Below are 12,307 nucleotides of genomic sequence, written 5' to 3'. Positions count from 1 at the left end.
GAACGCCGACCGCGGTGGGATCCTACTGACATCCGATGTGATCGGCTGGCGATAAGGTGCCGTCTGTTCGCGTAAGCACCCGCGAACAGAGCGAAGAAAACCGGGCAATTGACGCGACGGCGGGCCGCCCGGCACCGGGCGACCGGGCACCGCGAGCACAACCAGTGAAGCCAGACGAAGGGGGAGCCGAGGGTGAGCACGACGACCACCGCGACGACGGCCGCCGAGCCGAACCGGCCCGGCCAGACAACCGGGGCCGCGGGCCTCGGCTTCTGCCGGGTGACGATCGTCGCGCCGGACGGCCGCATCGACGTGGCGCTGCCCGACGACATCCCGGTCGCCGACATCTACCCCGAGATCCTGCGGCTCTCCCAGCAGAGCCCCGAGGAAGGCGCCCCCGTCGGCTACTCGCTGGTGCGCCGCGACGGCACCGTCCTCGACAGCGCCCGCTCCTTCGCCGCCCAGTCGATCCTCGACGGCGAGCTGCTCACCCTGCGCCCGTTCTCCGAGTCGCTGCCCCCCGCCGTCTTCGACGACGTGTCCGAGGCCGTCGCCTCCGCGGTCACCCAGGACCGCACCCTGTGGAACACCGAGCTCACCCGGGCCGCCGGCCTCATCGGCGGCGGCGTGCTGCCCGCGCTGCTCGCCTTCGCGGCCTGGACCGGCGACCCGCGCCACGACATGCACGGCCTGCCCGGCATCCTCGCCGCCGTCGCCGGTGTGCTCCTGCTCACCCTCGCGGCCGTACGCGCCCGGATCTACGACGACCAGCTCTCCGCCGTCGCCCTCGGCCTCGGCTCGCTGCCCAACATCGCGGTGGCCGGCTCCGGGCTGCTGCCGCTCGCCGCCCACCACGGCATCGGCCGGCTCCAGATGCTGCTCGCCTGCGCCGCGGTCCTGACCGCCTCGCTGGTGCTCACCCTGCTCTCGCCCCGCGGCGACGGGCCCTTCGTCGCGTTCGTGCTGGCCTCCGCGGTGGGCGCGCTCGTCGTGTTCGTCTCGATCCTGACCGGCATGAAGCCCACCGAGACCGCCGCGGTCTGCACCCAGCTCGCCGTCGGCGCGCTCGCCTTCCTGCCCGGCCTGTCCATGCGCTTCGCCCGGCTGCCCATCGGTTTCGACGCGCCGCACTCCGCCCAGCGCGACCTCGGCGAGGACGTGGCCCCGCAGCCCGTCGACGCCGAGCGCATCGCCGCCCAGGCCCGGCGCGGCCACGAACTGCTCGTCGGCCTCGTCGGCGGCTGCGCCCTGCTCGCCGTCGCGGGCTCGGCGGTACTCGGCTTCGGCGACAACCACTGGGGCCGGCTGCTCGCCCTGGCCACCGGCGTCGCCCTGCTGATGCGCGCCCACCTCTTCCGCTACACCGCACAGGTCGCCGCCATCCTGACCGCGGGCCTCGGCGCGCTCGTCCTGCTCGGCCTCGGACTGTGCATCAACGCGCCGCGCGGCCTGATGGCCGACGCACTCAAGGGCGACACCGCGCCCCTGGACATCCGCACCCTGTGGCTGGTCGCCGCGATCGCCGTCGCCGGCGCGCTGGTCACCGCGATCGCGCTCATCGTGCCGAACCGGGGCGTCACCCCGTTCTGGGGCCGCTTCCTGGAGATCGCCGAGGGATTCGTCCTGCTCACGCTCCTCCCGCTGACCCTCGCCGTCTTCGACGTGTACGCCCGGGCCCGCGCCCTGACCAGCTGAGCCGCCTTCGCCGCCCCCGTTCACCGCGGGTCAACCGCCACCCGGCGTACTGGTACGCTGTGTGACGGCCGTTTGTGTACGCGCTTCCGGAACATCTGGGAGCTGCGCTCATCGGACCTTCGCCTCCGAGTCACGGAAGCTCCCCTGAGATCCAGACCAGGGGCACTCGTGGGCGCACGAACACCACCGAGGAGTACCGAGTGTCTCTCGACGCCGCTACGAAGAAGCAGATCATGTCCGAGTTCGGCCAGAAGGAGGGCGACACCGGCTCCCCCGAGGTTCAGGTCGCCATGCTCTCCCGCCGCATCTCGGACCTGACCGAGCACCTCAAGACCCACAAGCACGACCACCACTCCCGCCGTGGTCTGCTGATCCTCGTCGGCCAGCGCCGCCGCCTTCTGCAGTACCTGGCCAAGAAGGACATCCAGCGCTTCCGTACGCTGGTCGACCGCCTGGGCATCCGCCGCGGTGCGGCCGGCGGCGCCAAGTAAGCATGCTGTCGAGGGAGCGGTTCCCACCTATTAGGGGGCCGCTCCCTTTGCTGTACATGCGAGACGTACCGAACGCTCAGTAGTCTGGTACGCACAACAGAACAAGCTTCACCGAAGACGCTTCACCGCGACGAGCGAGCAGAAGCCCTCCTACCGCCGCCGGTCCTCGGTAGTGGCCCCCGGAACGCAACGAAGACCGGGTGCTTCGATCGAAGACCGGCCCGCCCCCAGGAGCGCTTCTCCGCCGTCACCCCACCGTCCCCGGGCCACACGGGCCCGCGGACGAAAAGACGACATTGCATCCAAGTAAATGGAGAAAACGCTAGTGGAGAACGAGACCCACTACGCCGAGGCCGTCATCGACAACGGCTCCTTCGGCACCCGCACCATCCGCTTCGAGACGGGCCGCCTGGCCAAGCAGGCCGCCGGCTCCGCCGTGGCGTACCTGGACGACGACACGATGGTCCTCTCGGCCACGTCGGCGTCCAAGAACCCCAAGGACCAGCTCGACTTCTTCCCCCTCACGGTGGACGTCGAGGAGCGGATGTACGCAGCCGGCAAGATCCCCGGCTCCTTCTTCCGCCGCGAGGGCCGGCCCTCCGAGGACGCGATCCTCACCTGCCGCCTCATCGACCGCCCGCTGCGCCCGTCCTTCAAGAAGGGCCTGCGCAACGAGATCCAGGTCGTCGCGACGATCATGGCGCTCAACCCCGACCACCTGTACGACGTCGTCGCGATCAACGCCGCGTCCGCGTCCACCCAGCTGGCCGGCCTGCCCTTCTCCGGCCCGATCGGCGGCGTCCGCGTCGCGCTGATCAACGGCCAGTGGGTCGCGTTCCCGACGCACACCGAGCTCGAAGACGCCGTCTTCGACATGGTGGTCGCCGGCCGCGTCCTGGAGGACGGCGACGTCGCGATCATGATGGTCGAGGCCGAGGCCACCGAGAAGACCATCCAGCTGGTCAAGGGCGGCGCCGAGGCGCCGACCGAGGAGGTCGTCGCCTCCGGTCTGGACGCCGCGAAGCCCTTCATCAAGGTGCTCTGCAAGGCCCAGTCCGACCTGGCCGCCAAGGCTGCCAAGCCGACCGGCGAGTTCCCGATCTTCCTCGACTACCAGGACGACGTCCTGGAGGCGCTCACCACCGCCGTCAAGGGCGAGCTCGCCCAGGCGCTGACGATCGCCGGCAAGCAGGACCGCGAGGCCGAGCTGGACCGCGTCAAGGGTCTGGCCGCCGAGAAGCTGCTCCCGCAGTTCGAGGGCCGCGAGAAGGAGATCTCCGCCGCGTACCGCGCGCTGACCAAGAAGCTGGTCCGCGAGCGCGTCATCACGGACAAGGTCCGCATCGACGGCCGTGGCATCACGGACATCCGTACGCTGGCCGCCGAGGTCGAGGCCATCCCGCGCGTGCACGGCTCGGCGCTGTTCGAGCGTGGCGAGACCCAGATCCTGGGCGTCACCACCCTCAACATGCTCCGCATGGAGCAGCAGCTGGACACTCTTTCCCCGGTGACCCGCAAGCGCTACATGCACAACTACAACTTCCCGCCGTACTCGGTCGGCGAGACCGGCCGCGTGGGCTCGCCCAAGCGCCGCGAGATCGGCCACGGCGCGCTCGCCGAGCGCGCCATCGTGCCGGTCCTGCCGACGCGCGAGGAGTTCCCCTACGCGATCCGTCAGGTGTCCGAGGCCCTCGGCTCCAACGGCTCGACGTCCATGGGCTCGGTCTGCGCCTCCACCATGTCGCTCCTGAACGCCGGTGTGCCGCTCAAGGCCCCCGTCGCCGGTATCGCCATGGGTCTGATCTCCCAGGAGATCGAGGGCAAGACGCACTACGTGGCCCTCACCGACATCCTCGGTGCCGAGGACGCGTTCGGCGACATGGACTTCAAGGTCGCCGGTACGAAGGAGTTCGTCACCGCGCTCCAGCTCGACACCAAGCTCGACGGCATCCCGGCCTCGGTCCTGGCCGCCGCCCTCAAGCAGGCCCGCGACGCCCGCCTCCACATCCTCGACGTGATGATGGAAGCGATCGACACGCCGGACGAGATGTCCCCCAACGCCCCGCGGATCATCACCGTCAAGATCCCCGTGGACAAGATCGGCGAGGTCATCGGCCCCAAGGGCAAGATGATCAACCAGATCCAGGAGGACACCGGCGCCGAGATCACGATCGAGGACGACGGCACCATCTACATCGGTGCCCAGGTCGGCTCGCAGGCCGAGGCCGCCCGCGCCACGATCAACGGCATCGCCAACCCGACCATGCCGGAGGTCGGCGAGCGCTACCTGGGCACCGTCGTGAAGACGACGACCTTCGGCGCGTTCGTGTCGCTGCTCCCGGGCAAGGACGGTCTGCTGCACATCTCGCAGATCCGCAAGCTCGCCGGTGGCAAGCGGGTGGAGAACGTCGAGGACGTCCTGGCCGTGGGCTCCAAGGTCCAGGTCGAGATCGCCGAGATCGACTCCCGCGGCAAGCTCTCCCTGATCCCCGTGGTCGAGGGTGAAGAGGCCGCCGAGAGTGACAAGGACGACGCTGCCAAGTGACGTCCCGTAGTTCCGCGACGACGGCCCGCCCCTCTTCGGAGGGGCGGGCCGTCGCCCGTACCCAAACGCTTCTGAAGGGTCAGAACGGCATCGGCACCGTCCGCCGTACGACCCTCCCCGGCGGCCTCAGGGTCGTCACCGAAACCCTTCCCTCCGTACGGTCCGCGACCTTCGGCATCTGGGTCCAGGTGGGTTCGCGCGACGAGACGCCGACGCTGAACGGCGCGACGCACTACCTGGAGCACCTCCTCTTCAAGGGCACCAAGAAGCGCAGTGCCCTCGACATCTCCTCCGCGCTCGACGCGGTCGGCGGGGAGATGAACGCCTTCACGGCGAAGGAGTACACCTGCTACTACGCGCGGGTGCTCGACACCGATCTGCCGCTGGCGATCGACGTCGTGTGCGACATGCTGACGGACTCGCTGATCCTCGCCGAGGACGTCGACGCGGAGCGCGGCGTGATCCTCGAAGAGATCGCGATGACCGAGGACGACCCGGGCGACTGCGTGCACGACCTGTTCGCGCACACCATGCTCGGCGACACCCCCCTCGGCCGCCCGGTCCTGGGCACCGTGGACACGATCAACTCCCTTACCCAGGCGCAGATCTCGCGCTTCTACAAGAAGCACTACGACCCGCGCCACCTGGTCGTCGCGGCCGCCGGAAACGTCGACCACGCCACCGTCGTACGCCAGGTCCGCAAGGCCTTCGAGAAGGCCGGCGCGCTGTCCCGCACGGACGCCGTCCCCCTCACCCCGCGCAGCGGAGCCCGCACCCTGAAGGCCGCCGGCCGGATGGAGCTCCTCAACCGCCGCACGGAACAGGCCCACGTGGTCCTCGGCATGCCGGGCCTGGCCCGCACCGACGAGCGCCGCTGGGCGCTGGGCGTCCTGAACACGGCACTGGGCGGCGGCATGTCGTCCCGGCTGTTCCAGGAGGTCCGCGAGAAGCGCGGCCTGGCCTACAGCGTGTACTCGTACACCTCGGGCTTCGCCGACTGCGGACTGTTCGGCGTGTACGCGGGCTGCCGCCCCAGCCAGGTCCACGACGTCCTGAAGATCTGCCGGGACGAACTGGACCGGGTCGCGAACGAGGGCCTCTCGGACGACGAGATCGGGCGCGCGGTGGGCCAGCTCTCCGGCTCCACCGTCCTCGGCCTTGAGGACACCGGCGCGCTGATGAACCGCATCGGCAAGAGCGAGCTGTGCTGGGGCGAGCAGATGTCGGTCGACGACATGCTGACCCGGATAGCCGAGGTCACCCCGGACGACGTCCGCGAGGTGGCACGTGATGTCCTGGGGCAGCGTCCCTCGCTGTCCGTCATCGGCCCGCTGAAGGACAAGCAGGCCGACCGCCTCCACGAAGCGGTCTCGTAACCCCTAAGGAAACAAGCGAATGAGCAAGCTGCGCGTGGCGGTCCTCGGTGCCAAGGGCCGGATCGGCTCCGAAGCGGTACAGGCCGTGGAGGCCGCCGAGGACATGGAGCTGGTCGCGGCCCTGGGCCGCGGCGACAAGCTGGAGACGCTCGTCGAGACGGGCGCCCAGGTCGCGGTCGAACTGACCACCCCCGCCTCGGTGATGGACAACCTGGAATTCTGTGTACGCCACAAAATCCACGCGGTCGTCGGCACCACGGGCTGGACCGAGGACCGCCTCGCGCAGCTGAACTCCTGGCTCTCCGCCTCCCCGGAGACCGGCGTGCTCATCGCCCCGAACTTCTCCATCGGCGCCGTCCTGACGATGAAGTTCGCGCAGCTCGCGGCCCCGTACTTCGAGTCGGTCGAGGTCGTCGAGCTGCACCACCCCAACAAGGTCGACGCCCCCTCCGGCACCGCGACGCGCACCGCCCAGCTGATCGCGGCGGCCCGCGCCGAGGCGGGGGTCGGCCCCGCCCCGGACGCCACGACCACGGCGCTCGACGGCGCCCGGGGCGCCGACGTGGACGGCATCCCGGTGCACGCCGTCCGGCTGCGCGGCCTCCTGGCCCACCAGGAAGTGCTGCTCGGCGCCGAGGGCGAGACCCTGACCGTGCGCCACGACTCCCTGCACCACAGCAGCTTCATGCCGGGCATCCTGCTCGGCGCCCGCCGTGTGGTGACCACCCCGGGCCTCACCTTCGGCCTGGAACACTTCCTCGACCTCAACTGAGCGGCACCGTCGGCCTCATGCGCGCAAAAATCACCTATCTCGTCACGGCCGCCGTCCTGGTCTTCTACTTCGTCCTGGCCGGTAGCCGTGGCGTGCTGCTCCTCGAACAGGGCACCTGGATCACCGTCACCATGGGCGCGGCCGTGCTGATCCTGCCGTTGATCGGCATCTGGTTCCTCTGGGCGAACACCCGCTTCGTGACCAAGGCCAACAAGCTCGCGGCCGAGCTGGACGCCGAAGGGGGCCTGCCCGTCGACGAGTTGGTCCGCACCGAGGGCGGCCGCATCGACCGCGACTCGGCCGACGCCGTCTTCGCCCGCCGCAAGGAGGAGACGGAGGACGCCCCGAACGACTGGCGCTGCTGGTTCCGCCTCGCCATCGCCTACCAGGACGCCCGCGACACCCCGCGGGCCCGCAAGGCGATGCAGCGGGCGATCGCCCTGCACGAGAACAAGCCCGCCGGCGTCTAGAGCGCCGGTGGGGCGCCGGGAGCCCGGTCAGCCGCGGCGGTACTCGTCGCCCCAGGCCTCCACCAGATCGGCGGCCCGGTCGAAAGCCTCGCCACGCCCCAGGAAGTCCGCGTTGTGGTCGGTGAGCAGCGCCCCGAGCGCCTCACCGCCCTGGCGCTCGGCGATCAACGCCTGCCCCTGCACGGTCCGCGGCAGCCCGAGCCAGCGCACCGGCTGCTGCACCGTGCGTACGCCGCGGATCCGCGGCCACGCCACGGTGGTGGTGGAGAAGAACGCGACCCGCCGCAGCCCGGCCCTGCTCACCCAGACGCCGAGCCTGAGCAGCCGCAGCGACGAGGCGATCACCAGCACGGCGATGAACAGGACGACGACCGCGCCCGTCGGCTCCCCGGCGGCGGCGATGATCACGGCGGCGAGCAGCACGAACGAGGCGAGGAGCAGCAGCACGGCCGCCACGCCGACCCGCCACGGGCCCGGCCGGTAGGGCCGCCGCCAGCGATCGTGGTCGTCGAAGGGCAGAGCGACCTCGTCGGAGTACTCACCGGGTGCGTCAACTGCGCGGTCGGCCGTCAGGAAGGGCAGGGGCACGACTGATCCTCACTCACAAGCACGCTCGATTGGGCTGTGCGGGGTGAGGCTACCCAGGAGGTCACCCTGCGGCCACCTCCGGGGGTCCGGGCGCGCGTCGGCGCGTCCGACGCCGGTCAGCGGCCGTCAACGCCCGTTGGAGGCCTCGGACTGCTGGCTGTGCGCGGGGGACTGGGGGCTCTCCATGGCGGGCAGCCCGAAGAGCAGCGCACCGGTGAGCCCGGCTATGACGGTGAGCCCCACCAGCGTTCGCCCGACGAGCTGACCTGCGCTCGCACGCTCGCGAGGCGGCGGCTCGACATTGCTGCGGTAGCGGTCGGCCTCGGCGACGAATGCGAACGGAACGGGCTCACGCCGGCGGAACATGGGGGCACATCTCCTGGGAAACTTGAGGGGCTGTCGAACTGACTGCTGCTTACTGGTACAGACGCACAGCAGTGCCGATTGGTGCCCGAATTCCCCGAATTGGCCGAAGAATATGGTGACGACCCGTCAGGGGCGGAGTTGTCAGTGCCGGGCCGTAGAGTGGGCGCCGCCCGAGCGACGAAATTTGGAAGGACCCGCCGGTGACCGACACCCCCGCCCCAGACCTCAAGCCCAGCTTCCGCAGCGACGTCACCGTCGAGCTGGTGAAGCACTCGGCATCCGACTCGGACGTGCTGTGGGCAGCCCGCGTCTCCACGGCGGGCGAGCAGTCCCTTGAGGAGCTCCAGAAGGACCCCGAGCGCTCCAAGGGCCTCATCAACTACCTGATGCGGGACCGGCACGGCAGCCCCTTCGAGCACAACTCGATGACCTTCTTCATCAGCGCCCCGATCTTCGTCTTCCGCGAGTTCATGCGGCACCGCGTGGGCTGGTCGTACAACGAGGAGTCGGGCCGGTACAGGGAGCTCCAGCCGGTCTTCTACGTCCCGGGCGCCGAGCGCAAGCTCGTCCAGCAGGGACGCCCCGGCAAGTACGAGTTCGTCGACGGCTCGGCCGAGCAGCAGGAGCTGACCTCCCGCGTCATGGAGGACTCCTACCGCCGCTCCTACGAGGCGTATCAGGAGATGCTGGCGGCCGGCGTCGCCCGCGAAGTCGCCCGCGCCACCCTCCCGGTCGGCCTCTTCTCCTCGATGTACGCGACGTGCAACGCGCGTTCGCTGATGCACTTCCTTGGCCTGCGCACCCAGCACGAGCTCGCGAAGGTTCCGTCCTTCCCGCAGCGGGAGATCGAGATGGTCGGCGAGAAGATGGAGCGGGAGTGGGCCCGCCTGATGCCGCTCACCTACGCGGCGTTCAACACCAACGGCAGGGTGGCCCCGTAGCCGCATCAGTCGGCCGGGCGTCGCGCACATACCGGCACAGATGTGCGGATAGGCCGCGCAAAGTGTCCGTATTGCGGCGTTTCGTGAAGTTCATCTAGGCTGATCAAACGGACCCGGCACTGCTTGAACCCCCGAGCAGGCAGTGCCGGGCTCCCTCAGCCACCGGCCCCCGAGGGGGCACCTGGCGCTGAGCAGCGAGTAGCGTGTTACCCATGGCTCCGATCTCCACTCCGCAGACCCCCTTCGGGCGGGTCCTCACCGCCATGATCACGCCCTTCACGGCGGACGGCGCACTCGACCTCGACGGCGCCCAGCTACTGGCGGCCCATCTGGTCGACGCAGGCAACGACGGGCTCATCGTCAACGGCACCACCGGCGAGTCCCCGACCACCAGCGACGCGGAGAAAGACCAGCTCGTACGAGCCGTACTGGAGGCCGTTGGAGACCGGGCCCACGTCGTCGCCGGAATCGGCACCAACGACACGCGCCACACCCTCGAACTCGCCCGTACGGCCGAACGCTCCGGCGCACACGGCCTGCTCGCCGTCACGCCGTACTACAACAAGCCCCCGCAGGAGGGCCTGTTCCGGCACTTCTCGGCCATCGCCGACGCCACCGAACTCCCGGTGATGCTGTACGACATCCCCGGCCGCAGCGGCGTCCCGATCGACACCGAGACCCTCGTCCGGCTCGCCGAGCACCCCCGGATCGTCGCCAACAAGGACGCCAAGGGCGACCTCGGCCGCGCCAGCTGGGCCATCGCCCGCTCCGGCCTCGCCTGGTACTCCGGCGACGACATGCTCAACCTGCCGCTGCTCTCCGTCGGCGCCTGCGGCTTCGTCTCCGTGGTCGGCCACCTCGTCACCCCCGAGCTGCGCGCCCTCCTGGAGGCCTACCTCGCCGGTGACGTGCGCAAGGCCACCGAGATCCACCAGCAGCTGCTCCCCGTCTACACGGGCATGTTCCGCACCCAGGGAGTCATCACCACCAAGGCGGCCCTCGCCCTTCAGGGCCTCCCCGCCGGGCCGCTGCGCCTGCCCCTGGTCGAGCTCACGGCGGAAGAATCCAGCCAGCTGGCGCTCGATCTGGCAGCCGGTGGGGTACAGCTCTAACCACAGACTTCACAACTGAATACGCGCCAGACGAACGCGCGAAAACCCATACACAACAGCAAGTGCACGAATGACATACGCGCCACGTGCCCTACAGGTACGTGGCGCGTGTGGTGAGGAGAGTCTTTTGAGTCATCCGCATCCTGAACTCGGCACCCCGCCGAAGCTTCCCAAGAACGGCCTGCGCGTCACACCGCTCGGCGGTCTCGGCGAAATCGGCCGGAACATGACCGTCTTCGAGTTCGGCGGCCGCCTGCTCATCGTCGACTGTGGCGTCCTCTTCCCCGAGGAGGAGCAGCCCGGCATCGACCTGATCCTGCCGGACTTCAGCTCGATCCGGGACCGCCTCGACGACATCGAGGGCATCGTCCTGACGCACGGCCACGAGGACCACATCGGTGGTGTGCCGTACCTGCTTCGCGAGAAGCCCGACATCCCGCTGATCGGCTCCAAGCTGACCCTCGCGCTCATCGAGGCCAAGCTCCAGGAGCACCGCATCCGCCCGTACACGCTGGAGGTCGCCGAGGGCGACCGCGAGCGCCTGGGCCCCTTCGACTGCGAATTCGTCGCCGTCAACCACTCCATCCCGGACGCCCTCGCGGTCGCCATCCGCACCCCCGCGGGCATGGCCGTCGCGACCGGCGACTTCAAGATGGACCAGCTCCCGCTGGACGGCCGCCTCACCGACCTGCACGCCTTCGCCCGGCTGAGCGAGGAGGGCATCGACCTCCTCCTCTCCGACTCGACGAACGCCGAGGTCCCCGGGTTCGTGCCGCCGGAGCGGGACATCTCCAACGTCCTGCGCAACGTCTTCGCGAACGCCGACAAGCGCATCATCGTGGCCAGCTTCGCCAGCCATGTGCACCGCATCCAGCAGATCCTGGACGCGGCCCACGAGTACGGCCGCCGGGTCGCCTTCGTCGGCCGCTCGATGGTCCGCAACATGGGCATCGCGCGCGACCTCGGCTACCTGAAGGTCCCGGCCGGCCTTGTCGTCGACGTCAAGACGCTGGACGACCTGCCGGACGACGAGGTCGTACTGGTCTGCACGGGTTCGCAGGGCGAGCCGATGGCCGCGCTGTCCCGCATGGCCAACCGCGACCACCAGATCCGGATCGTCCAGGGCGACACCGTGATCCTGGCGTCGTCGCTCATCCCGGGCAACGAGAACGCGGTCTACCGCGTCATCAACGGCCTGACCCGCTGGGGCGCCAACGTCGTCCACAAGGGCAATGCCAAGGTTCACGTCTCGGGCCACGCCTCGGCCGGCGAGCTGTTGTACTTCTACAACATCTGCAAGCCGAAGAACCTCATGCCGGTGCACGGCGAATGGCGCCACCTGCGGGCGAACGCGGAGCTCGGAGCCCTCACGGGCGTCCCGAAGAACCACATCGTCATCGCAGAGGACGGCGTGGTCGTCGACCTGGTCGACGGCACAGCGCGCATCGTCGGCAAGGTCCAGGCGGGCTATGTCTACGTGGACGGCCTCTCGGTCGGCGACGTGACGGAGTCCTCCCTGAAGGACCGCCGCATCCTCGGCGACGAGGGCATCATCTCGGTGTACGTGGTGGTGGACTCCAGCAGCGGCAAGATCACCAGTGGCCCGCACATCCAGGCGCGCGGTTCCGGCATCGACGACTCGGCGTTCACGCCGGTGGTCTCGAAGATCGAGGAAGCGCTGAACCGGTCCGCTCAGGACGGCGTCGTCGAGCCCCACCAGCTCCAGCAGCTGATCCGCCGCTCGGTCGGCAAGTGGGTCTCGGACACCTACCGCAGGCGTCCGATGATCCTCCCCGTGGTCGTCGAGGTCTGACGCCCACAGGTCTGTACTCGGAGCGGGGCGCCCCGATGCAAATCGGGGTGCAGGTGAGCGCCAGCTCCTTGCCGGCCTGCCCGCCGAAGGACACCCGTACCGCGGCGCCCGACTTCTTCAGCCCGGCGGCTCGGTCCT

General features: G+C 69.6%; 11 protein-coding genes. 9 read left to right on the top strand and 2 right to left on the bottom strand.

All coding sequences use genetic code 11. From position 1 onward, the window contains the following. Positions 1-192 precede the first annotated feature (192 nt). From eccD to ACWC2B_RS12825, 6 genes are all read left to right on the top strand, one after another. Positions 193-1,695 carry a type VII secretion integral membrane protein EccD gene (eccD, locus tag ACWC2B_RS12850; RefSeq protein ID WP_450716503.1) on the top strand — a complete coding sequence of 501 codons (1,503 nt, stop codon included), beginning with the start codon at positions 193-195 and terminating at the stop codon, positions 1,693-1,695. Between the two features lie 200 nt (positions 1,696-1,895). Next, on the top strand, positions 1,896-2,186 hold the full coding sequence (gene rpsO / locus ACWC2B_RS12845; protein ID WP_344078972.1) for a 30S ribosomal protein S15: 291 nt from the start codon (positions 1,896-1,898) through the stop codon (positions 2,184-2,186). A 325-nt stretch (positions 2,187-2,511) separates the two neighbouring features. Next, entirely contained in the window at positions 2,512-4,731 is a 2,220-nt protein-coding gene (locus ACWC2B_RS12840; RefSeq protein ID WP_450716741.1) for a polyribonucleotide nucleotidyltransferase, read from the top strand. After that, the gene (locus ACWC2B_RS12835; protein WP_053728975.1) at positions 4,728-6,107 is read left to right on the top strand and encodes a M16 family metallopeptidase; all 1,380 of its coding nucleotides are present in this window, start codon (positions 4,728-4,730) and stop codon (positions 6,105-6,107) included. The genes ACWC2B_RS12840 and ACWC2B_RS12835 overlap by 4 nt, the downstream gene beginning before the upstream one ends. Before the next feature lie 19 nt (positions 6,108-6,126). Then, positions 6,127-6,879 carry a 4-hydroxy-tetrahydrodipicolinate reductase gene (dapB, locus tag ACWC2B_RS12830; protein WP_450716502.1) on the top strand — a complete coding sequence of 251 codons (753 nt, stop codon included), beginning with the start codon at positions 6,127-6,129 and terminating at the stop codon, positions 6,877-6,879. 17 nt (positions 6,880-6,896) lie between these two features. Continuing rightward, a complete protein-coding gene (locus ACWC2B_RS12825; protein ID WP_450716501.1) occupies positions 6,897-7,349 on the top strand; it encodes a hypothetical protein in 453 nt (150 codons plus the stop codon). A gap of 27 nt (positions 7,350-7,376) precedes the next feature. On the opposite strand, the gene ACWC2B_RS12820 is transcribed toward ACWC2B_RS12825, so the two are convergent. Then, entirely contained in the window at positions 7,377-7,937 is a 561-nt protein-coding gene (locus tag ACWC2B_RS12820; protein ID WP_450716500.1) for a hypothetical protein, read from the bottom strand. 126 nt (positions 7,938-8,063) lie between these two features. After that, positions 8,064-8,303, bottom strand: a complete 240-nt coding sequence (locus ACWC2B_RS12815) for a hypothetical protein (protein ID WP_053728979.1) — start codon at positions 8,301-8,303, stop codon at positions 8,064-8,066. A gap of 200 nt (positions 8,304-8,503) precedes the next feature. Here ACWC2B_RS12815 and thyX point away from each other — a divergent pair, with 200 nt between their 5' ends. The 3 genes from thyX to ACWC2B_RS12800 all read left to right on the top strand — a co-directional run bounded on the left by thyX (position 8,504) and on the right by ACWC2B_RS12800 (position 12,169). Further along, positions 8,504-9,244, top strand: a complete 741-nt coding sequence (gene thyX, locus ACWC2B_RS12810) for an FAD-dependent thymidylate synthase (protein ID WP_450716499.1) — start codon at positions 8,504-8,506, stop codon at positions 9,242-9,244. Positions 9,245-9,456: 212 nt separating this feature from the next. Next, the gene (gene dapA / locus ACWC2B_RS12805; RefSeq protein ID WP_450716498.1) at positions 9,457-10,356 is read left to right on the top strand and encodes a 4-hydroxy-tetrahydrodipicolinate synthase; all 900 of its coding nucleotides are present in this window, start codon (positions 9,457-9,459) and stop codon (positions 10,354-10,356) included. Positions 10,357-10,483: 127 nt separating this feature from the next. After that, positions 10,484-12,169, top strand: coding sequence for a ribonuclease J (locus ACWC2B_RS12800; RefSeq protein ID WP_189970733.1), 1,686 nt, complete (start codon positions 10,484-10,486; stop codon positions 12,167-12,169). The last annotated feature ends 138 nt before the right edge of the window (positions 12,170-12,307 follow it).

It is taken from the genome of Streptomyces sp. NPDC001415 (assembly GCF_053597395.1).
This window is presented reverse-complemented; position numbering and strand designations above follow the sequence as displayed.

Excerpts from the sequence above, each read along its gene's own strand:
- dapA (WP_450716498.1), top strand. The coding sequence starts at position 9,457 with ATGGCTCCGATCTCCACTCCGCAGACCCCCTTCGGGCGGGTCCTCACC.
- ACWC2B_RS12815 (WP_053728979.1), bottom strand. The coding sequence starts at position 8,303 with ATGTTCCGCCGGCGTGAGCCCGTTCCGTTCGCATTCGTCGCCGAGGCC.
- ACWC2B_RS12825 (WP_450716501.1), top strand. The coding sequence starts at position 6,897 with ATGCGCGCAAAAATCACCTATCTCGTCACGGCCGCCGTCCTGGTCTTC.
- dapB (WP_450716502.1), top strand. The coding sequence starts at position 6,127 with ATGAGCAAGCTGCGCGTGGCGGTCCTCGGTGCCAAGGGCCGGATCGGC.